18 protein-coding genes are annotated in these 21,511 nt (G+C 63.9%); 16 read left to right on the top strand and 2 right to left on the bottom strand.

Annotation, left to right across the window (positions count from 1 at the left end; all coding sequences use genetic code 11):
• The 13 genes from QRN46_RS04945 to madM all read left to right on the top strand — a co-directional run bounded on the left by QRN46_RS04945 (position 1) and on the right by madM (position 16,587).
• Positions 1 to 540 (top strand): chemotaxis protein CheW, encoded by a 540-nt coding sequence (locus tag QRN46_RS04945; protein WP_011336364.1) that lies wholly within the window; start codon positions 1 to 3, stop codon positions 538 to 540.
• A 13-nt stretch (positions 541 to 553) separates the two neighbouring features.
• Complete coding sequence (locus tag QRN46_RS04950; protein WP_011336363.1) at positions 554 to 2,614, top strand: methyl-accepting chemotaxis protein; 2,061 nt, start codon at positions 554 to 556, stop codon at positions 2,612 to 2,614.
• 35 nt (positions 2,615 to 2,649) lie between these two features.
• Entirely contained in the window at positions 2,650 to 8,565 is a 5,916-nt protein-coding gene (locus QRN46_RS04955) for an Hpt domain-containing protein (protein WP_285354351.1), read from the top strand.
• Entirely contained in the window at positions 8,558 to 9,025 is a 468-nt protein-coding gene (locus QRN46_RS04960) for a chemotaxis protein CheW (protein ID WP_221615967.1), read from the top strand. Before QRN46_RS04955 ends, QRN46_RS04960 begins: the two co-directional genes overlap by 8 nt.
• Before the next feature lie 316 nt (positions 9,026 to 9,341).
• Positions 9,342 to 11,012 (top strand): malonate decarboxylase subunit alpha, encoded by a 1,671-nt coding sequence (gene mdcA / locus QRN46_RS04965; protein ID WP_285354352.1) that lies wholly within the window; start codon positions 9,342 to 9,344, stop codon positions 11,010 to 11,012.
• Positions 11,012 to 11,884, top strand: coding sequence for a triphosphoribosyl-dephospho-CoA synthase (locus QRN46_RS04970; RefSeq protein WP_285354353.1), 873 nt, complete (start codon positions 11,012 to 11,014; stop codon positions 11,882 to 11,884). Before mdcA ends, QRN46_RS04970 begins: the two co-directional genes overlap by 1 nt.
• Complete coding sequence (locus tag QRN46_RS04975) at positions 11,884 to 12,183, top strand: malonate decarboxylase subunit delta (protein ID WP_011336358.1); 300 nt, start codon at positions 11,884 to 11,886, stop codon at positions 12,181 to 12,183. The genes QRN46_RS04970 and QRN46_RS04975 overlap by 1 nt, the downstream gene beginning before the upstream one ends.
• A complete protein-coding gene (locus QRN46_RS04980) occupies positions 12,176 to 13,027 on the top strand; it encodes a biotin-independent malonate decarboxylase subunit beta (protein WP_221615969.1) in 852 nt (283 codons plus the stop codon). Before QRN46_RS04975 ends, QRN46_RS04980 begins: the two co-directional genes overlap by 8 nt.
• Entirely contained in the window at positions 13,024 to 13,809 is a 786-nt protein-coding gene (mdcE, locus tag QRN46_RS04985) for a biotin-independent malonate decarboxylase subunit gamma (RefSeq protein WP_011336356.1), read from the top strand. Before QRN46_RS04980 ends, mdcE begins: the two co-directional genes overlap by 4 nt.
• On the top strand, positions 13,803 to 14,423 hold the full coding sequence (locus QRN46_RS04990; RefSeq protein ID WP_011336355.1) for a malonate decarboxylase holo-ACP synthase: 621 nt from the start codon (positions 13,803 to 13,805) through the stop codon (positions 14,421 to 14,423). The genes mdcE and QRN46_RS04990 overlap by 7 nt, the downstream gene beginning before the upstream one ends.
• Positions 14,420 to 15,340, top strand: a complete 921-nt coding sequence (mdcH, locus tag QRN46_RS04995; RefSeq protein ID WP_285354354.1) for a malonate decarboxylase subunit epsilon — start codon at positions 14,420 to 14,422, stop codon at positions 15,338 to 15,340. The genes QRN46_RS04990 and mdcH overlap by 4 nt, the downstream gene beginning before the upstream one ends.
• Positions 15,341 to 15,404: 64 nt before the next feature.
• Positions 15,405 to 15,821 carry a malonate transporter subunit MadL gene (madL, locus tag QRN46_RS05000; RefSeq protein ID WP_064380127.1) on the top strand — a complete coding sequence of 139 codons (417 nt, stop codon included), beginning with the start codon at positions 15,405 to 15,407 and terminating at the stop codon, positions 15,819 to 15,821.
• 1 nt (position 15,822) lies between these two features.
• Positions 15,823 to 16,587: a malonate transporter subunit MadM gene (gene madM / locus QRN46_RS05005; protein WP_007953314.1), complete on the top strand. Its 765-nt coding sequence runs from the start codon at positions 15,823 to 15,825 to the stop codon at positions 16,585 to 16,587.
• A gap of 40 nt (positions 16,588 to 16,627) precedes the next feature.
• On the opposite strand, the gene QRN46_RS05010 is transcribed toward madM, so the two are convergent.
• Positions 16,628 to 17,545, bottom strand: a complete 918-nt coding sequence (locus tag QRN46_RS05010) for a LysR family transcriptional regulator (RefSeq protein ID WP_011336352.1) — start codon at positions 17,543 to 17,545, stop codon at positions 16,628 to 16,630.
• A gap of 142 nt (positions 17,546 to 17,687) precedes the next feature.
• Between QRN46_RS05010 and trhA the strand changes: the two genes are divergently transcribed.
• Positions 17,688 to 18,305, top strand: a complete 618-nt coding sequence (gene trhA / locus QRN46_RS05015) for a PAQR family membrane homeostasis protein TrhA (protein ID WP_011336351.1) — start codon at positions 17,688 to 17,690, stop codon at positions 18,303 to 18,305.
• On the opposite strand, the gene QRN46_RS05020 is transcribed toward trhA, so the two are convergent.
• Complete coding sequence (locus QRN46_RS05020) at positions 18,302 to 19,213, bottom strand: LysR family transcriptional regulator (RefSeq protein WP_011336350.1); 912 nt, start codon at positions 19,211 to 19,213, stop codon at positions 18,302 to 18,304. The genes trhA and QRN46_RS05020 overlap by 4 nt on opposite strands.
• Positions 19,214 to 19,321: 108 nt before the next feature.
• Here QRN46_RS05020 and QRN46_RS05025 point away from each other — a divergent pair, with 108 nt between their 5' ends.
• Both QRN46_RS05025 and QRN46_RS05030 read left to right on the top strand, forming a co-directional pair.
• Positions 19,322 to 20,563 carry a D-amino acid dehydrogenase gene (locus QRN46_RS05025; protein WP_011336349.1) on the top strand — a complete coding sequence of 414 codons (1,242 nt, stop codon included), beginning with the start codon at positions 19,322 to 19,324 and terminating at the stop codon, positions 20,561 to 20,563.
• Positions 20,564 to 20,604: 41 nt separating this feature from the next.
• Complete coding sequence (locus tag QRN46_RS05030; protein WP_011336348.1) at positions 20,605 to 21,507, top strand: transporter substrate-binding domain-containing protein; 903 nt, start codon at positions 20,605 to 20,607, stop codon at positions 21,505 to 21,507.
• Positions 21,508 to 21,511 lie beyond the last annotated feature (4 nt).

The raw sequence follows: 21,511 nt of genomic DNA on the forward strand, positions 1-21,511 counted from the left end.
ATGAGCGAGTCGCTGACCGCGTTCGAACTGTTGTGGCAGATCGACCAGCGCTGTCGCCTGCTGGCGGCGGACCTGCCGTCGCAACCGGCGCGCCAGGATCGCTGGAGCGGCATCGGCTTTCGTCTGGGCGAGCACTGGTACGTCACGCCGATGGGCGAAGTCAGCGAAGTGCTGCCTGAACTGCGCGTCACCCAGTTGCCGGGCGTCAAGCCTTGGGTCAAGGGCGTGGCCAATCTGCGCGGACGGCTGCTGCCGGTCATGGACCTGTGCGGCTTTTTCGGCCATGAGCTGTCACCGATGCGCAAACAGCGGCGGGTATTGGTGGTAGAGCATCAGGATGTGTTTGCCGGGTTGCTGGTCGATGAGGTCTTCGGCCTGCAGCACTTCGAGCAGGACAGTTTCGAACCCGTCTCGATCCGTAAACGGCAAGGCTCCAAGGGCGAGTTCGTCAAAGGGTATTTCCGGCGCGAGCAGAACTGGCGGGTGTTCAGCCTGTTTGCGCTGGCGCAGTCACCGAGTTTCATGCACGTCGCGGTTTAACAGGCGAGGACCGATGATCAAAGCAAAAACAGGCAAGCCCGCAGAAGGCTCGCGCAGCCGCTCGCAGATCATCGTGCTGTTCATCGCACTGATCGTGTTCATCATGCTGCTGTTCGCCAACTTCGCTTACCTCAACACCCAGGCCAACTACGACAAGCAGTACATCGGCCACGCCGGCGAGCTGCGGGTGCTGTCGCAGCGGATCGCCAAGAACGCCACCGAAGCCGCCGCCGGCAAGGCTGCCGCGTTCAAGCTGCTCAGCGATGCGCGCAACGATTTTGCCCAGCGCTGGGGCTACCTGAAGAAGGGCGACCCGGCCACCGGCCTGCCGCCGGCGCCGTCCGTCGTGCGCCCGGAAATGCGCGCCGTGCAGCTGGACTGGGAACGCCTGCTGAAAAACACCGACGCGATTCTCTCCAGCGAACAGACCGTGCTGTCCCTGCATCAGGTGGCCGCGACCCTGGCCGAAACCGTGCCGCAGTTGCAGATCGAATACGAAAAAGTCGTCGAGATTCTCCTGCAACGCGGTGCCCCGGCGGCGCAGGTGGCGATGGCCCAGCGTCAGTCGCTGCTGGCCGAGCGTATTCTCGGCGCGGTCAACACCGTGCTGTCGGGCGATGAAAATTCCCAGCAGGCCGCTGACGCCTTCGGTCGCGATGCCGCGCGCTTCGGTCAGGTGCTCAATGGCATGTTGCAAGGCAACCCGGCGCTGAAAGTCAGCCAGGTCGAAGACCGCGACGCCCGTGCGCGTCTGAGCGAGATTTCCGAGCTGTTCCAGTTCGTGTCCGGTTCGGTGGATGAAATCCTAGAAACCTCGCCGGAGCTGTTCAAGGTTCGTGAGTCGGCCACCAACATCTTCAGCCTGTCGCAGACCCTGCTCGACGAAGCCTCGCACCTGGCCAGCCGTTTCGAAAACCTGGCAGGCGGGCGCAGCACCGACACCATCGGCGGTTATGTGCTGGGCCTGCTGGCGCTGGCCTCGATCATTCTGATCGGCATGGTCATGGTCCGGGAAACCAACCGTCAGTTACGCGAGACCGCCGAGAAGAACGAGCGCAACCAGAACGCGATCATGCGCCTGCTCGACGAGATCGAAGACCTCGCCGACGGCGACCTGACCGTGACTGCCTCGGTGACCGAAGACTTCACCGGAACCATCGCCGACTCGATCAACTATTCCGTCGACCAACTGCGCGATCTGGTCGCCACCATCAACCTCACCGCCGGCCAGGTCGCCGCTGCGGTGCAGGAAACCCAGGCCACCGCCATGCACCTGGCCCAGGCCTCGGAGCATCAGGCCCAGCAGATTTCCGAAGCCTCGACCGCGATCAGCGACATGGCTCAGTCCATCGATCAGGTGTCGGCCAACGCCGCCGAATCCTCGGCAGTGGCCGAACGTTCGGTGGAGATCGCCAACAAGGGCAACGAGGTGGTGCACAACACCATCCACGGCATGGACAACATTCGCGAACAGATCCAGGACACCGCCAAGCGCATCAAGCGTCTGGGCGAGTCGTCCCAGGAAATCGGCGACATCGTCAGCCTGATCGATGACATTGCCGACCAGACCAACATCCTCGCCCTCAATGCCGCGATTCAGGCGTCGATGGCCGGTGATGCCGGGCGCGGTTTTGCCGTGGTGGCCGACGAAGTGCAGCGGCTGGCCGAGCGCTCGTCCGCCGCGACCCGGCAGATCGAGACGCTGGTGCGGGCGATCCAGACCGACACCAACGAAGCCGTGATTTCCATGGAGCAGACCACCACCGAAGTGGTGCGCGGCGCGCGGCTGGCGCAGGATGCCGGTGTGGCCCTGGAAGAAATCGAAGGCGTGTCCAAGACCCTTGCGGCGCTGATTCAGAGCATTTCCAACGCGGCGCAGCAGCAGACGTCTTCGGCCGGGCAGATTTCCCTGACGATGAACGTGATCCAGCAGATCACCTCGCAGACCTCGTCCGGTTCCACGGCCACCGCCGAGAGCATCGGCAACCTGGCGAAAATGGCCAGCCAGTTGCGTCGCTCGGTGTCCGGGTTCACCTTGCCGACGACGCCTGCGCCCGTCGCGGACAAGGCGTGAGGCCTGCGGGCGAGTTCATGTCGAGCGGAGTGGTTATGGGTGACCGGCACGACTACGTGGCCCTCGAATGGGTCAAGGGTGAAATAGCCGAGACGCTGAGGCAGGCGCATCAGGCCATCGAAGCCGTGCTCGACGATCCGCAGTCGGTGCCCGGGCTGGACGAATGCTTGGCCTGCATCCATCAGGTACACGGCAGCCTGCAGATGGTCGAGTTCTACGGCGCGGCATTGCTCGCCGAAGAAATGGAACACCTGGTCGAAGCGTTGCAGAATGACCGCGTCAGCCACCGCGACGAAGCGCTGCACTTGCTGTTGCAGGCGCTGGGCCAATTGCCGATCTACCTCGACCGCGTGCAGGGCGCCCGCCGCGACCTGCCGCTGGTGGTGCTGCCGCTGATCAACGACTTGCGCAGTGCCCGAGGCGAAAGCCGGTTGTCGGAAACCAGCCTGTTCAGCCCGCAGTTGCCCGAACTGGCGCCGTTGGGCGAGGAAACTCTGGCACTGTTGGAGCCGGCGGAGCTGCCGAACGTGCTGCGCAAATTGCGCCAGATGCTGCAAATGGCGCTGGTCGGACTGCTCCGCGAGCAGGATGACCAGACGCATCTCGCTTATCTGGCCAAAGTCTTTACCCGGCTTGAAGCAATCAGCGGTAACTCGCCGCTGAGCCCGTTGTGGCAGGTCGCCTCGGCGCTGGTCGAGGGCATGCGCGAAGGGCGAATCGCCAACAGCCCGGCCCTGCGCAGCCTGTTCAAGGACGCCGACAAGGAACTCAAGCGCCTGCTCGAACAGGGCATGCCCGGCCTCAACCAGCCGCCACCGCCTGAACTGCTGAAAAGCCTGCTGTTTTATATCGCCAAAGCCGAACATCCCACCGGGCAGATGCTGACCATGAAAGATCGCTACTCTCTGGACGACGCGCTGCCCGACAGCGCGATGGTCGACGAAGAACGCGCCCGCCTGGCCGGCCCCGACCGCGATGCCATGCGCTCGGTGCTCGCGGCGCTGTGCGAAGAACTGGTGCGGGTCAAGGAACGTCTCGACCTGTTCGTGCGCAGCGACCGTCAGCACGCCTCGGATCTGGACAGCCTGCTGGCGCCACTGCGGCAGATCGCCGACACCCTGGCGGTGCTCGGTTTCGGCCAGCCGCGCAAGGTGATCATCGATCAACTGGCGGTGGTGCTCAGCCTCGCGCAAGGCCAGCGCGAACCGAACGACGCCACGCTGATGGACGTCGCCGGTGCCTTGCTTTACGTCGAAGCGACCCTGGCCGGAATGGTCGGCACGGTGGAACCGGAGAGCCCGGAAGACTCGCGCCTGCCAACCACCGACCTGACGCAGATCCATCAGATCGTGATCAAGGAAGCACGTATCTGTCTGCAACAGGCCAAGGACATGATCGTCGATTACATCGACGCCGACTGGGATCGCCAGCAACTGCAAAGCCTGCCGGCGCTGCTGACCCAGGTGCGCGGCGCGCTGGCGATGATTCCGCTGGCACGCGCGGCCAGCCTGCTCGAAGCCTGCAATGGATTTATCCGCGAGCATCTGTTGCTCGACCCTCACGAGCCGGGCTGGCAGCAACTCGACAGCCTCGCCGACGCCATCACCAGCCTCGAGTACTACCTCGAGCGCCTGAGCGACGACCCGCAGGCACCCAGCGAGCACTTGCTGGATATCGCGCAGAAAAGCCTCGCCAGTCTCGGTTTCTTTCCTGATGAAGAGCCCGGCGAGCCGCATGTGCCGGTGCTCGATGATGTGCTCAGCCCCAGCGAAGCGCTGGTGATGCAGGATTTGCAGGAGCTGGACGACCCGCAGATCGTGCAGTCGTTGGCCGAAGTGCTGGCCAGTCCGGTGTCAGCGGTCAACCCGCCGGCGCAGACCACGCCGGGCAGCCTGCTGCCGCCACCGGCCGATGAAGAACCGGTGGACGACGAGCTGCGTGAAGTGTTCCTGGAAGAGACCGGTGAAGTGCTCGAGGTGCTGAGCGAATACCTGCCGCGCTGGTCTGCCGAGCCTGATGACCGCGCCGCCCTCAGTGAGCTGCGCCGCGCCTTCCACACCCTCAAGGGCAGCGGCCGGATGGTGCGGGCGTTGGTCCTCGGCGAGCTGGCCTGGGCGGTGGAAAACCTGCTCAACCGTGTGCTGGAAAACAGTGTCGAGCCCGGCCCGGCGGTGCGCCAGTTGCTGGCCGACACACTGCTGTTGTTGCCGGACCTGATCGCCGAATTCGCCACCAACGGCCAGCGTCAGCGCCACGATGTCGATCAACTGGCGGCCCGCGCCCATGCGCTGGCCAAGGGCGACACACCGCTGCCGGCCGAAGACGTGGAAGATGTCGCGGCCCTCGATCCGCTGTTGCTGGAGATTTTCCGCAACGAAGCCGAAACCCACCTCGCCAGCCTCAATCGTTTTCTCGATCAGGCCGCCGAGCATGTGCCGTTGCAGGCCAGCGACGAGTTGCAGCGCGCGCTGCACACCCTCAAGGGCAGCGCCTCGATGGCAGGAGTTTCGCCGATTGCCGAACTGGCGGCGCCGCTGGATAAACTGGCCCGGGAATTCAAGGCCCACCAACTGGCGCTGGACCTGGATGAAGTGGAACTGCTGCTCGAAGCCGAGGGCCTGTTCCGTGTCGGTCTGCGTCAGCTCAAACACGATCCACTGGCGCCGATTGTCGGTGCGCAGTCACTGATCAAACGCACCGAAACCCTGCTCGGCGAGCGTCTGGAATCGATCCTCAATGCCCCGAGCAGTGCGGTGCGGGTCAAACGCGATCCGCAACTGATCAACAACTTTCTGGCCCAGGGCATGGACATCCTGCTCGACGCCGAAAACCTCTTGCAGCGCTGGCAGCAGCACCCCGGCGAACGTCAGGAACTCAGCGCGCTGCTGGATGAGCTGACTACCCTGGGCGAAGCCGCACACCTGGCGGATCTGCTGCCGGTGGATGTGCTGTGTGAAGCCTTGCTCGATCTGTACGGCGCGGTCGAAGAAAGCAGCCTGGCGGTCAGCGAGCGGTTTTTCCATGAAGCGCAGCAGGCCCACGAAGCGCTGATCAACATGCTCGACGAACTGGCCGCCGGCCAGGAAATCACCCCGCAACCGCAGCGCATCCGAGCCTTGCACGAACTGCTCGACGAGAGCCTCGATCCGTCCTCCATGGGCCTGATCCGCAGCGACGGCAGCCGCACCCTGAGCATCCGTGAACTGGGCAGCGCCACCGCCGAACTGCAACAACACAGCGCCGACAGCGGGCCGGACGACGAGATCGTCGAGATCTTTCTAGAAGAGGCGGTGGACATTCTCGACAGCGCCGGGCAAGCCTTGCAGCGCTGGCTGAAAGATCCTGAGAACGGCGCACCGCTGTCGTCGCTGCAACGGGACCTGCACACGCTCAAGGGCGGCGCGCGGATGGCCGAGGTTGCAGCGGTCGGCGATCTGGCCCATGAGCTGGAAGGTCTTTATCAAGGACTGGTGGATCGTCGTTACAGCCAGAGCGAAGCTCTGGGGCGGTTGTTGCGCCAGAGCCACGAGCGTCTGGCGCAGTTCCTCGAACAATTGCACCGGCACCAGACGCTGGATCCGGCGCAGGACCTGATCGAAGCGATCCGCCGCTTTCGCCAGGGCCCGAGCGCCAGTCCCGAAACACCGACAGCTTCCGTCACGCAGGACGGTCCCGGACACGATCCGGAGCTGCTGGAAATCTTCCTCGAAGAAGGTTTCGACATCATCGAAAACTCCGGCGCCGCGCTGCTGCGCTGGCAGGCCGAACCCGGCAATCGCCAGGAAGTGGAAACCCTGCTGCGCGACCTGCACACCCTCAAGGGCGGTGCGCGGATGGTGGAAATCGGCCCGATCGGCGACCTCGCTCATGAGCTGGAAAACCTGTACGAAAGTCTGTCTGCCGGCACCCTGCAAGGCAGCGCCGAACTGTTTGCGTTGTTGCAACGCGGCCAGGACCGCTTGGCGCAGATGCTCGACGCGGTGCGCGCCGGCCAGCCGTGTCCTCCGGCGGATCGGCTGATCAGCGCGATCCAGAATTTCAGCCATCCGCTGGTTGTGCAGACCCCGGCGCCCGTGCCGCCGGTTGCGGTCAAGGCCGAGCCTGCCGCCCCGGCGCCCGAGGCCGGGGCGGACATGGTCAAGGTCTCCGCCGAGCTGCTGGATGAACTGGTCAACCTTGCCGGCGAAACCTCGATTTTCCGTGGGCGCATCGAGCAGCAGGTCAGCGATGCGCAGACCGCCCTGCACGAGATGGAAACCACCATCGAACGCATGCGCGACCAGTTGCGCCGGCTCGACACCGAAACCCAGGGGCGGATCCTCAGCCGTCAGCAAGTGGATGCCGAGCGCCTCGGCTACGAAGATTTCGACCCGCTGGAAATGGACCGTCATTCGCAGTTGCAGCAACTGTCACGAGCGCTGTTCGAGTCCGCTTCCGACTTGCTGGACTTGAAGGAAACCCTCGACCGGAGCACCCACGACGCCGAGAACCTGTTGCAGCAGCAGGGGCGGATCAACACCGAGTTGCAGGAAGGCCTGATGCGCACGCGCATGGTGCCGTTCGAGCGCATGTTGCCGCGTCTGAAGCGCATCGTGCGCCAGGTCGCGGAAGAACTGGGCAAGGACGTGGCGTTCAGCGTCGGCAACGCCGAAGGCGAGATGGACCGCAATGTCCTCGAACGCATGGCCGCACCGCTGGAGCACATGTTGCGTAATGCCGTCGACCATGGTCTGGAGTCCGCCGAAGTCCGGTTGGCGGCGGGCAAACCGGCGCAAGGGCAGATCAGCCTCGACCTGTCCCGCGAGGGCGGCGACATCGTGTTCGACATCCGCGACGATGGCGCCGGCGTGCCGCTGGACGCCGTGCGGCACAAAGCGATCAAGCGCGGTCTGCTGGCGCCGGACGCCGAGATCAGCGACCGCGAGGTGTTGCAGTTCATCCTCCAGCCAGGTTTTTCCACGGCCGAGAAAATCACCCAGATTTCCGGGCGCGGCGTGGGCATGGACGTGGTGCACGAAGAAGTCCGGCAACTGGGCGGCAGCATGAGCATCGATTCGGTGCCGGGGCAGGGCGTGCACTTCCGCATTCGCCTGCCGTTCACCGTGTCGGTCAACCGTGCGTTGATGGTGCAGTGCGGTGAGGATCAATACGCGATTCCGCTGAACACCATCGACGGCATCGTCCGCGTGCTGCCGAATGAACTGGACGGGCATTTCCGTCTCGATCCGCCGAGTTATCAATACGGCGGCCAGCGTTATGAACTGTGCTACCTGGGCGAGCTGCTGAAAACCGCGCCACGGCCAAAACTGTCAGGCCAGAGCCTGCCGGTGCCGGTCTTGCTGGTGCAGTGCAACGACCGGCACATCGCGGTGCAGGTCGACACGATGGCCGGCACCCGCGAGATCGTGGTCAAGAGCCTCGGTCCGCAGTTCGCGTCGGTGCAGGGCGTGTCCGGGGCGACGATCCTCGGCGATGGCCGGGTGGTGCTGATTCTCGACCTGCTGGCGCCGATCCGCGCGATGCAGGCGCGGTTGCCGCAGCGTCCGGCCAGTCATGATATCGAGAGCGAACCGCACAAGCCGTTGCTGGTGATGGTGGTCGACGATTCGGTGACGGTGCGCAAGGTCACCAGCCGTCTGCTCGAACGCCACGGCATGAACGTGCTGACCGCCAAGGACGGGGTCGATGCGATGCTGCTGCTGGAAGAACACATGCCGGACCTGATGCTGCTCGACATCGAAATGCCGCGCATGGACGGCTTCGAAGTGGCGACCCAGGTGCGCCACGACGAACGCCTGCAACACCTGCCGATCATCATGATCACCTCGCGCACCGGCCAGAAACATCGCGACCGCGCGATGGCCATCGGCGTCAACGACTACCTCGGCAAGCCGTACCAGGAATCGGTGCTGCTCGAAAGCATCGCCCTGTGGAGCAAAAAACATGCATGAACGCCAGCACAATCAACGCGCCAGTCAGCTCACCGGGCTGCTGCTGCCGCTGGCGGATCGCAACCTGATCCTGCCCAACGTCGCCGTCGCCGAGCTGATCGACTACCAGTCGAGCGCCTTCGATCTCGATACACCGCCGTGGTATCTCGGTCGGGTGACCTGGCGCGAGCGGCAGATTCCGCTGCTGAGTTTCGAGTCGGCGTGCGGCAACAAGATCGTCATCGGCGAGCGGGCACGGATCGTCATCCTCAATGCCCTCGGCGGGCGGGCTGAGTTGAAGTTCATCGCGCTGCTGGTGCAGGGGATTCCGCGCTCGTACAAGCTCGACAGCCAGTTGAGTTATGTCGACGTGCCGCTGTGTGCGCTGGAGCAGGCGGCGGTGCAGGTCGGGGAGCAGGTGGCGAAGGTGCCGGATTTGTTGGCATTGGAGACGTTGTTGGTGGATGCGGGGCTGGTTTGAGTTCGCTTGAATTTTGAGTTGCCCCGTTTCCCCCTCACCCCAGCCCTCTCCCGGAGGGAGAGGGGGCCGACCGAGGTGTCTTGGATCATCCATCGACCTGAGCCACCGAGTTGATTATGGATTCAGAGCAAATCGTTCATTTCGGTGCATCTCGCTAAGATCCCACGGTCAGTCCCCTCTCCCTCCGGGAGAGGGCTAGGGTGAGGGCAGCTCTTGATCATTACGCTGACCGTAATGATTCACCACCGCGCTTGATTGATGCCCCCACCCGACACTCCTAAGGTAGCTCCACAACAGCGAACCCCGTGGAGTGAGCATGACAACAACCATTTCCCCCGACTCGCGCTGGACGCGGCGGCGTGACGAGAAGCAGCGGCGCCTCGACAAGGTGCGCGGGCTGGCCGACGGTGCGGTGTTGCCTACCGACAAAATCGTCGCGGCACTCGAAGCGCTGATCCATCCGGGCGACCGTGTGGTGCTGGAGGGCAATAACCAGAAGCAGGCGGATTTCCTTTCCCGCGCCCTGGCCAAGGCCGATCCGGAAAAGCTCCACGACCTGCACATGATCATGCCCAGCGTCGGTCGCTCCGAGCATCTGGACCTGTTCGAACGCGGCATCGCCCGCAAGCTCGATTTCTCCTTCGCCGGTACCCAGAGCCTGCGCATCAGCCAGTTGCTCGAAGACGGTCTACTGGAGATCGGCGCGATCCACACCTACATCGAACTCTACGCCCGGCTGGTGGTGGACCTGATCCCCAACGTCGTGCTCTCGGCCGGGTTCATGGCCGACCGTGCCGGCAACATATACACCGGCCCGAGCACCGAAGACACCCCGGCGCTGATTGAGCCGGCAGCGTTCAGCGACGGCATCGTCATCGTCCAGGTCAATCAACTGGTGGACGACGTCAGCGAACTGCCTCGTGTGGATATTCCGGCATCGTGGGTGGATTTCGTGGTGGTGGCGGACAAGCCGTTCTACATCGAACCGCTGTTCACGCGCGACCCCCGGCACATCAAGCCTGTGCACGTGCTGATGGCGATGATGGCGATCCGCGGGATCTACGAAAAACACAACGTGCAGTCGCTGAACCACGGCATCGGTTTCAACACCGCCGCCATCGAACTGATCCTGCCGACCTACGGCGAATCCCTCGGCCTCAAGGGCAAGATCTGCCGCAACTGGACGCTCAACCCGCACCCGACGTTGATCCCGGCGATTGAAAGCGGCTGGGTCGAAAGCGTGCATTGCTTTGGCACCGAACTGGGCATGGAAAACTACATCGCCGCCCGGCCCGATGTGTTCTTCACCGGCCGCGACGGCTCGCTGCGTTCCAACCGGATGTTCTGCCAACTGGCCGGGCAGTACGCGGTGGACCTGTTCATCGGCGCGACCCTGCAGGTCGATGGCGACGGCCATTCCTCCACCGTCACCCGAGGCCGCCTCGCCGGTTTCGGTGGCGCACCGAACATGGGTCACGATCCGCGCGGTCGCCGTCACGGCACCCCGGCGTGGCTCGACATGCGCCACGACGACTCGCAGCAACCGATGCTCGAACGCGGCAAGAAACTTGTGGTGCAGATGGTCGAGACGTTCCAGGAGGGCGGCAAACCGACCTTCGTCGAAACCCTCGACGCGGTTGAGGTGGCGAAGAAAAGCGGCATGCCACTGGCGCCGATCATGATTTACGGCGACGACGTCACTCACCTGCTCACCGAGGAAGGCATCGCCTACCTGTACAAGGCGCGCTCGCTGGAAGAGCGTCAGGCGATGATCGCTGCGGTCGCCGGCGTCACCGCCATCGGCCTGCGGCACAACCCGAAACACACCGAACGCATGCGCCGCGAAGGCCTGATCGCCTTGCCCGAAGACCTCGGCATCCGTCGCACCGACGCCACCCGCGAATTGCTGGCGGCGAAAAGCGTGGCCGATCTGGTCGAGTGGTCCGGCGGCCTCTACAACCCGCCCGCCAAGTTCAGGAGTTGGTAATGCACGCACTCAACCTGCAACCCAAAACCATCACCCTCGCGGAACGGTTGACGGATCTGGCCGTGGACGCCCTGATCGACGAAGCCGACCTGTCGCCGAAACCGGCGCTGGTCGACCGGCGCGGCAACGGTGCGCACACCGATCTGCATTTGGGATTGATGCACGCCTCGGCGCTTGCGCTGTGGCCGGCGTTCAAGGAAATGGCCGAAGCCGCGCTTGAGTTCGGCGAGATCGGCTTGCCGCTGCGAGAAGCCATCGGCCGCATCGGCCGGGAAGGCGAGCAAGCGATGCTCGCCACCACCAATGGCGTGAACACCCATCGCGGGGCGATCTGGGCGTTGGGCCTGCTGGTCACGGCTGCTGCGCTGGATACCAAGTCCACCAGCGCTGGCGCCGTTACTCTGCGCGCCGCACGTCTGGCATTGCTCGATGACCGTTATGCGCCGCGTCCGCTGAGCCACGGCGCCCAAGTCGCCCAACGCTACGGCGCTCGCGGTGCCCGGGAAGAAGCGCAACTTGGTTTCCCGTCGGTGGTGCAACGTGGCTTGCCGCAACTCAAGCGCAGCCGCGCTGCCGGCCATGGCGAACAGAACGCCCGGCTCGATGCGTTGCTCGCAATCATGACCGACCTCGCCGACACCTGCGTCCTGTACCGCGCCGGCGAACAAGGTCTGCACGCCATGCAGCACGGCGCCCGGGCGGTGCTCGACGCCGGCGGCAGCGCCAGCCTCACCGGTCGCCGTCGCCTGCACGAACTCGATCAACAACTCATTGCATTGAATGCCTCGCCCGGTGGCGCCGCCGACTTGCTCGCCGCCAGCCTGCTGCTCGATCGAATCGAGCGCGACGGCATCCTTCAGGGAGCGTTTTGATGGAAACCTTATCCTTTGAATTCCCCGCCGGGCAGCCGCCGCGTGGTCGGGCGCTGGTCGGTTGTGTCGGTTCGGGCGATCTGGAAGTGCTGATCGAACCAGGCCTGGCCGGTAGGCTGACGATCAACGTGCAGACCTCGGTCAATGGCGCCGAGCAGCGCTGGCAGCATCTGTTTGCGCGGATGTTCGACGGCACCACGCCACCGGCGATGGCCATCGATATCCACGACTTCGGCGCGACCCCGGGCGTGGTGCGCCTGCGGCTGGAACAAGGCTTCGAGGAGATCGGCCATGACTGACACCTCAGCGCTTCTACACAAACATTCGTTCGTCGAACTCGGCGCACGGCAGCGGGCGAAAGCCTTGCTCGACACCGGCACCTTCCGCGAACTGCTCGACCCGTTTCAACGCGTCATGTCGCCGTGGCTCGAACGTCAGGGCGTGGTGCCGCAGGCCGATGACGGCGTGGTGATCGCCAAGGGCAGCCTCGACGGTTTGCCGGTGGTGATTGCGGCCATTGAAGGCGCATTTCAGGGTGGCAGCCTCGGCGAAGTCGGCGGCGCAAAAATCGCCGGTGCGCTGGAACTGGCCGCCGAAGACAACCGCGAAGGCATCCCGACCCGCGCCATCCTGCTGCTGGAAACCGGCGGCGTGCGCTTGCAGGAAGCCAACCTTGGCTTGGCGGCGATTGCCGACATCCACGCGGCGATTGTCGATCTGCAGCAGTACCAACCGGTGGTCGGCGTGGTGGCCGGCAGCGTCGGTTGCTTTGGCGGGATGTCGATTGCCGCCGCGCTGTGCAGCTATTTGCTGGTGACCCAGGAAGCGCGCCTCGGCCTGAACGGCCCGCAGGTGATCGAGCAGGAAGCCGGGATCGAGGAATACGACTCCCGCGACCGGCCCTTCATCTGGAGCCTGACCGGTGGCGAGCAACGGTTTGCCAGCGGCCTGGTGGATCGCTATGTCGCCGATGACGTGGCGCAGATTCGCGGGCAGGTCGGCGAGTTGCTGTACCAGGGCCTGCCGGCGCAACCGCGCAGTCAGCGGGCCGAATGGTTCCTGAAACGCCTGACGAGCCTGGACACTGACAAGCAAATCGAGCCTTCGGTGGTTCGCGATCTGTATCAAGGAGAGCGCTCATGAGTGGTTATTCCGTGCGCGGTTTGAACTGGTTCAACGCCTTGAGCGCTGGTGCGAATGCGGTTGAAGGTTTGCCGCCATCGCTGAAGGTCGCTGACGGGGCACTCGGGCGCTTGATCGCGGTGGTCGCCGATCCGCAAAACCGTTTCCCTCGCGCCCGCAACGGCGAAGTCGGATTGCTCGAAGGCTGGGGTCTGGCCAAGGCTGTGGATGACGCGATCACCGCCGACCAAGACAAATCGCAAAAGCGTCCCTTGATCGCCATCGTCGATGTGCCGAGCCAGGCCTACGGTCGCCGCGAAGAAGCCCTCGGCATTCACCAGGCCCTGGCCGGTGCGGCGGACGCTTACGCCCGCGCGCGTCTGGCCGGGCATCCGGTGATTGCGCTGCTGGTGGGCAAGGCCATGTCCGGGGCGTTTCTGGCTCACGGCTACCAGGCCAACCGCTTGATCGCTCTGCGTGATCCGGGGGTGATGGTGCATGCGATGGGCAAGGCGTCGGCGGCGCGGGTGACGTTGCGCAGCGTCGAAGAACTGGAAGCCCTGGCGTCCAGCGTGCCGCCGATGGCCTATGACATCGACAGCTACGCCAGCCTCGGATTGCTCTGGGAAACCCTGTCGGTGCAGCAGATCGAACAGCCGACGGCGGAGGATCAGGCGCGGGTCAGCGAATGCTTGAAGCAAGCGATCAGCGATATTGCGGCGACTGATTTGAGCAATCGTCTCGGCGCGAAAAATCGCGAAGCCTCCAGCCGCGTGCGTGAATTGCTGAGGGCGCAGTGGTGAACACGCCTCTGGCCCACGACCTGCTGTGGGGCATGACGCCGGCGCAGTTGCCGGCGGATGCGCCGCAGTGGGCGATTGATTCGCTGGCTGCCGGGCAACCGGTGGTGGTGCGGCGGGCGTTGAGTGAAGACGGATGCGTGGCGGTGGGCGTGCGCGGTCGGTTTCGCGAGCAGCGGCTGGCGGCGTTTATGTCTGTCGATTCGATTGCTTGCCGGGTCAGCCCGGAAGCGCTTTGTCAGGTCGAGAGCGCGCGTGATCTGCCGGTCATGCAGGCGCTGCGGCAATTGCGGCCGGTGCTCGATGATTGCGGTTGGACCTGGGGTGTCAGTGGCAGTGTCGGGTTTGAGCTGGCCAGTGGATTTACGGCAATGCACGAGCGCAGCGATCTCGACTTGATTCTGCGTACACCGCAACTCATCACCCGTAACCAGGCGCGCAAACTGGTGGCGTATTTTGAACAGGCGATCTGCCGGGTCGATCTGCAATTGCAGACGCCGTTCGGTGCCGTCGCCCTGCGCGAATGGGCCGGGAACGCTTCGCGGGTGCTGTTGAAAAATGCCCGTGAAGCCTGTCTGGTGTCTGATCCGTGGAACCCGCAGGAGCAGGCAGCGTGAGCAGTCTGCTGGTGTTTCCCGGTCAGGGCGCGCAACAGCCCGGCATGCTTCAGCGTTTGCCTCGGGAAACGCTGATCGAGGCCAGCGACAGCCTCGGTGAAGATGTCTTGCAGTTGGATTCCAGCGAAGCGTTGCGCAGCACGCGGGCGGTTCAGCTCTGTCTGTTGATCGCAGGGGTCGCAGCCTCGCGGCGATTGTTGCAGGACGGACTCACAGCGGACTACGTCGCCGGCCTGTCCATCGGTGCCTACCCGGCAGCGGTGGTTGCCGGAGCCTTGAGCTTCAGCGATGCGCTGCATCTGGTCAGCCTGCGCGGCGAGCTGATGCAGCAGGCTTATCCACAGGGCTTCGGCATGACCGCGATCATCGGCCTGCAATTATCCACCGTCGAAACGCTGCTGGCGCAGGTGCATGGCGCAGAAACGCCGGTATACCTGGCCAACATCAACGCCGATAACCAGGTGGTGATTGCCGGCAGCGACAAGGCGATGCAAGCGGTCGCCGAGTTGGCACGCGCTCGTGGCGCCGGTCTGGCAAAACGGCTGGCGGTCAGCGTGCCGTCGCACTGCCCGTTGCTGGATGAACCCGCGCAAACCCTCGCCGAAGCGTTCACCAGGGTTGAACTGAAATCACCAAAAATCGCTTACCTGAGCGGCAGTCGCGCCAGGCCTGTGACCCAGGTAGAAGCGCTGCGCGACGACCTCGCCTTCAACATGTGCCGCGTGGTGGACTGGCGCGGCACCGTACAAAGCGCCTACGAGCGCGGCGTACGTCTACAGATCGAACTGCCGCCCGGTGCGGTGCTGACCGGGCTGGCGCGCCGGGTGTTCGAACAGGGGACTGTCACTGCCTTCGACAGTGCCCGGCTCGACACCTTGCAGGCGCTGTTGCGTGAAGAGGAGGGCCGCCGACTCTAGACCGCTGCGACTCAGGCTTCGAACAACAAAAACAATTCGACGATGCACTTTGAGGACTACAACAATGATTATTTACGGTGTGGCGCTGCTGGCGATCTGTACGCTGGCAGGGGTGATCATGGGTGACATGCTCGGTGTTCTTCTGGGCGTCAAATCCAACGTCGGCGGGGTCGGCATCGCCATGATCCTGTTGATCTGCGCGCGGTTGTGGATGCAGAAACGCGGCGGCATGACCAAGGATTGTGAGATGGGCGTCGGCTTCTGGGGCGCCATGTACATTCCCGTGGTGGTGGCGATGGCCGCGCAACAGAACGTCGTCACCGCCCTGCACGGCGGCCCGGTGGCGGTGCTGGCGGCGATCGGTTCGGTGCTGGTCTGTGGCTGCACCATTGCCCTGATCAGCCGCACCCACAAGGGCGAGCCTTTGCCCGACGAGCCGGCGGAAATCTCCCCGGTCGGCACGCCGGTAGGAGGTCGCTGACATGTGGGATCTCATTGAAAAAGGTCTGGAACACAACGGTCTGATCACTGCCTTTGCCTTCGTCGGCGTGATCATGTGGGTCTCGGTGATTCTCTCCAAACGCCTGACCTTCGGGCGAATTCACGGCTCGGCGATTGCCATCGTCATCGGTCTGGTGCTGGCCTGGGTCGGCGGGACGATGACGGGCGGGCAGAAAGGCCTGGCGGACCTGACGCTGTTCTCCGGCATCGGCCTGATGGGCGGCGCGATGCTGCGGGATTTCGCGATCGTTGCCACGGCGTTTGAAGTGCAGGCGACCGAGGCGAAGAAGGCCGGGATGATCGGCGTGATTGCGCTGCTGCTGGGCACGATCCTGCCGTTCATTGTCGGTGCTTGCATGGCCTACGCGTTCGGTTATCGCGATGCGGTGAGCATGACCACCATCGGCGCCGGTGCGGTGACTTACATCGTCGGGCCAGTGACTGGTGCAGCGATTGGCGCGACGTCGGATGTGATGGCGCTGTCGATTGCCACCGGATTGATCAAGGCGATTCTGGTGATGGTCGGCACGCCGGTGGCGGCGCGCTGGATGGGCCTGGATAACCCGCGCTCGGCGATGGTGTTTGGCGGGCTGGCCGGGACCGTGAGTGGCGTGACGGCGGGGCTGGCGGCGACGGATCGGCGGTTGGTGCCTTATGGGGCGTTGACCGCGACCTTCCACACTGGGCTTGGCTGCCTGCTTGGGCCTTCGCTGCTGTTCTTCATTGTTCGCGGAATCGTTGGCTAGGTTCTGAAGCTCGTTCCCACGCTGAGCGTGGGAACGATCGTTAGGTGGACTGGCGATTGGCATACATCCGACACTCCGCCAACAACGCCAGCAGATTCGGATCCCGCTCTTTAGCCTTCAAAAACACCACCCCGATGTGCTGCTGCAACCGGTATTTCTCCTGCAACGGAATCAGCTTCACCCGGTTCTCGTACACCGCCGCAATCCTCCCCGGCAGCAACGCATAACCGACCCCGGAGCTGACCATGCTCAGCAGGGTGAAGATGTCGTTGACCTGCATCGCCACCTTCGGCTCGAACCCCGCCTGCCTGAACACCCGAATACCGTCCTGATGAGTGGCGAAGCCTTGGGTCAGGGTGATGAAGGTTTCGTCGCGCACCTCGGCCAGGTCCACTTCGCTGCGCTGCGCGAAACGCGAATCCGCCGGGGTGGCGAGGAAGATGTCGTCGGAAAACAGCGGAATCTGCTCGCAGTCCGGGTCGTTGACGGTTTCGTCCAGCGACACCAGGATCGCGTCGACTTCCATGTTTTTCAGCTTGTAGAGCAGGTCGATGTTCGAGCCGAGGATCAGGTCGATATTGAGTTCGCTGCGGCGGATCTTCAGGCCCATGATCAGCTGCGGCACGGTTTTCACCGTCAGCGAATACAGCGAGCCGAGCTTGAAGCGTTCAGCCGAGAACCCGGCGGCTTCGCGGGTCAGGCGTACGCTTTCGACCACGTCCTGAATCAGCTTCTGCGCCCGCTCCTCGAGCACGTAGGCGCTTTCCAGCGGCGTCAGGTTGCGCCCTTCGTGCTTGAACAGCGGACAGCGCAGGGCGCTTTCCAGCGAATGGATCGCGCGGTGCACGCTAACGTTGCTGGTCTGCAGCTCGGCGGCGGCGCGGGCGAGGTTGCCGGTACGCATGAAGGCGAGGAACACCTCGAGTTTCTTCAGGGTCAACTCTTCGTCGATCAGCATGGCGCGGACTCTTCTTGGTATCGCTCGATTGTGCCCAAATATCAGGACAGGTGCAGGCCCGTGTTGAACGGAAACATTGCGCTTTTACGCTCAAGGCCCGAGCCTTGCGCGCTGCGGTAAATGAAATCGAGGTGTGCGACACATGTATCACGGAGAAAAACTGAACGCCTGGACGCATCTGGTCGGGGCGGTGGCGGCGTTTGTCGGAGGCGTGTGGATGCTGGTGATTGCCAGCCTCGACGGCAGCCCGTGGAAGATTGTCAGCGTGGCGATTTATGCTTTTACGTTGCTGGTGCTCTACAGCGCATCCACCGTGTACCACAGCGTGCGCGGGCGCAAGAAAGCGATCATGAAGAAGGTCGATCACTTTTCGATCTACCTGCTGATCGCCGGCAGTTACACACCATTCTGCCTGGTGACGCTGCGCGGGCCGTGGGGCTGGACGCTGTTCGGGATCGTCTGGGGGCTGGCGCTGATCGGCATCCTGCAAGAGATCAAGCCGCGCTCGGAGGCGCGGATCCTGTCGATCGTGATCTACGCGGTGATGGGCTGGATCGTGCTGGTGGCGGTCAAGCCGCTGATCGCCGCGCTGGGGACGGCGGGGTTTGCCTGGCTGGCGTCGGGTGGCGTGCTGTACACCGTGGGGATCATCTTTTTTGCCCTCGACCATCGGTTGCGGCATGCCCACGGGATCTGGCATCTATTCGTGATCGCCGGAAGCTTGCTGCACTTTGTGGCGATTCTGTTTTATGTCCTTTAAGGGCGCATCAGTCGGTCGAGTTGTTCCCGGGCGCGCTGACTGAAGATCTGCAGCAAATCATTCAGGGTGTGCGGCAAAGGTTCAGTGGCGCGGGTCACGGCGTACAGCGTGATCGGTAGCGGCGGGGCGAGAGGGCGGATAGAGGTGGTGGCCGATGAGGCACCCAGCGCGGTGAACGGATCGATTACCGCCACGCCAGCTCCGGATTCCACCATCGCCCGCGCCAGCGAATACGTCTGCACGGCAATCCGCACACGCGGCGGCGGTTCGACCGCTTCAAGATAACTATCGAGGCGGGCGGCCAGCGGATCGGCACTGGACAGCCCGATCAGCGGCGCCCCGGCCAACGCCATCAGCGGCAACGGCTGACCGGCATCTTCCTCCGGCCAATAACCTCTCGGCGCCAATGCCACCAGAACCCCCGAGGCCAATGCCTGGGCCTTCAGCCCAGGATGATCCGGCAACTGTAACGTCAGGGCCACGTCCACTTCGCGCATCAGCAGGTTCTGCATCAGCTCGCGGCTGTGGGCGCTCGACAGTTCGCAGGCGATGTCCGGGAACTGCGCTGTCCACTGCTGGATCGCCGGCGGCAGCAACGACAGCGCAAGCGCCGGGGTCGCGCCGATCCGCAGGCTGTGACCGGGTGCGCGGCGCAGGCTCTGGGCCAGACGCCGCACGCCTTGCAGGCTTTCGGTGACCTTATCGACTTCGCGCTCCAGTTCCAGCGCTTCCGGGGTCGCCTGCAACTTGCCGCGCACCCGCAGAAACAACGGAAAGCCCAGCTGCTGCTCGGCGTGCTGCAGCACCTTGGTCACCGCCGGTTGCGAGACGTGCAGCAACTGCGCAGCGGCGCTGACCGAGCCCGTCTGGCGAATGGCCTGGAAAATCTCGATATGACGAAGGCGCATGACGATTCCATAACCTTTGTTTATAGGTCTGGCATCTTTATTCATTGTTCGGCGCCTGTCACCTCACCCTAACCTCGGCCTCATCTTCAAGAACGATTAAGGACGGACATGGCTCAGCGTGTGTGCATCATCGGCGGCGGCGTGATCGGGCTGGCAACGGCCTGGGCGCTGGTGCGCGACGGCTTCGAGGTGACGGTGGTCGAGGCGCGGCAGTCGCTGGGCAGCGAAACCAGCTTCGCCAACGGCGGCCAGTTGTCCTACCGCTACGTTGCGCCGCTGGCCGATGCCGGCGTGCCGTTGCAGGCAATCGGCTGGATGCTGCGCGGCGACTCACCGCTCAAGCTGCGCCCGCGCCTGGACCCGGCGCAATGGCGCTGGATGGCCTCGTTTCTCGCCGCGTGCCGCACCTCGGTCAACCGCGAAAACGCCGCGCATCTGTTGCGTCTGGCGCTGTTCAGCCAGAGCACACTGAAACGCTGGCGCGAAGACGACGGACTGGTCGGTTTCAACTGGCGGCGCAACGGCAAACTGGTGACCTTCCGCAATGCCGCCAGCTTCGAGCATGCACGCAACGGTCTGGCCGATCCGCAGCAACAACAGGTGTTGTCCGCCACCGAATGTGCACGACTGGAACCGGCACTGGCCGATGCGCCGTTTGTGGGCGCGATCTACACGCCGGATGAAGAAGTCGGCGACTGTCACGGCTTCTGCCAGCAGCTGGCGGCGCGATTGAAGGCGTCGGGTCGCTGCGAGTTTCGCCTTGGGCAGGCAGTCACCGGCATTCGCCACAACCACGGCGCGGTCACGGCCATTGAACTTGGCGACGAAACCCTGCCGGTCGAACAACTGGTGATCGCCGCCGGCCATCGCAGCCCGTTGCTGGCGCTGCCCGGCCTGCGCCTGCCGTTGTACCCGCTGAAGGGCTACAGCCTGACCGTGCCGATCGGCAGCGAGCATCGGGCGCCGGACGTGAGCATCACCGACTACGACCGCAAGATCGTCTACGCGCGTATCGGCGAACAACTGCGCGTGGCGGCGATGGTCGACATCGTCGGTTTCGACCCGGCGGTGGATCCCGAGCGGCTGGCGCTGATCAAACGTCAGGCCCGCGGCACCTTTCCCGACGCAGGCGACTACGATGCGGCCGTCGAATGGGCCGGCATGCGCCCGGCCACGCCCACCGGCGTTCCGCTGCTGGGCGCCACGGCGTATCGCAACCTGTGGCTCAACCTCGGCCACGGCGCGCTGGGTTTCACCCTGGCCTGCGGCAGCGGGCAGTTGCTCAGCGAGCTGATTGGCGAGCAGCGCACATCCATTGATCTGCACGGGTTCAATCCCCGTGCGGCGTGACGGTTTCTGCTAAAACACCCCACCCACAACGGAGAATAACAATGCAAAAAATCACGTTGCTCGGCTGCACTCTGGCGCTGGTTTTCGGCGCTCAGGCGCAGGCCAGTGAAGTGCCGCTGACCGGTACGCTCGGCAAGGTCGCCAGCGCCAACAGCATCACCCTGGGTTATCGCGATGCGTCGGTGCCGTTCTCGTATGTGGGCGATCACACCGGCCAGCCAATGGGGTATTCGGTGGAACTGGCGGACAAGATCGTCGAGCGTATCAAGCAGCAACTGGCGTTGCCGGAGCTGAAGGTGAAGTACAACCTGGTGACGTCGCAGACGCGGATTCCCCTGGTGCAGAACGGCACGGTCGACCTTGAATGCGGCTCCACCGGGGTGACCGCCGAACGGCAGAAGCAGGTCGCGTTCTCCTACGGTTTCATCTACGTCAAAGGGCAGTTGCTGACCGCCAGGGACAGCGGCATCCAAAGCTTCGATGACCTGCGTGGCAAGAACGTGGTGACCACCGCCGGCACCACCAACGAGCGTTATCTGAAGAGCTACAACCTTGACCACAAACTGAACATGTTCGTGATCAGCGCCAAGGATCACGGCGAGGCGTTCCAGATGCTGCAATCAGGGCGCGCGGCGGCGTTCTACATGGACGATGCGCTGCTTTACGGCGAGCGGGCCAAGGCGCGCGACCCGCATAACTGGGTCGTGGTGGGGGAGGAGCAATCGCGGGAAATCTACAGCTGCATGGTGCGCAAGGATGATCCGCAATTTCTCGCGCTGGTCAACGGTGTGCTGGCCGACCTGTACAGCTCGGGGGAGATCAACGGGATCTACCGCAAGTGGTTCGAACAGCCGATCCCGCCGAAGGGCCTGAACCTTGAGTTCCCGATGACCCGCGAACTCAAGGCAATCATCGCCAGACCAACCAGTGATCCGGTGCAGTGACGGG

The sequence above is a fragment of the Pseudomonas sp. lyk4-R2A-10 genome (genome assembly GCF_030209075.1).
GTDB lineage: Bacteria > Pseudomonadota > Gammaproteobacteria > Pseudomonadales > Pseudomonadaceae > Aquipseudomonas > Aquipseudomonas glycinae.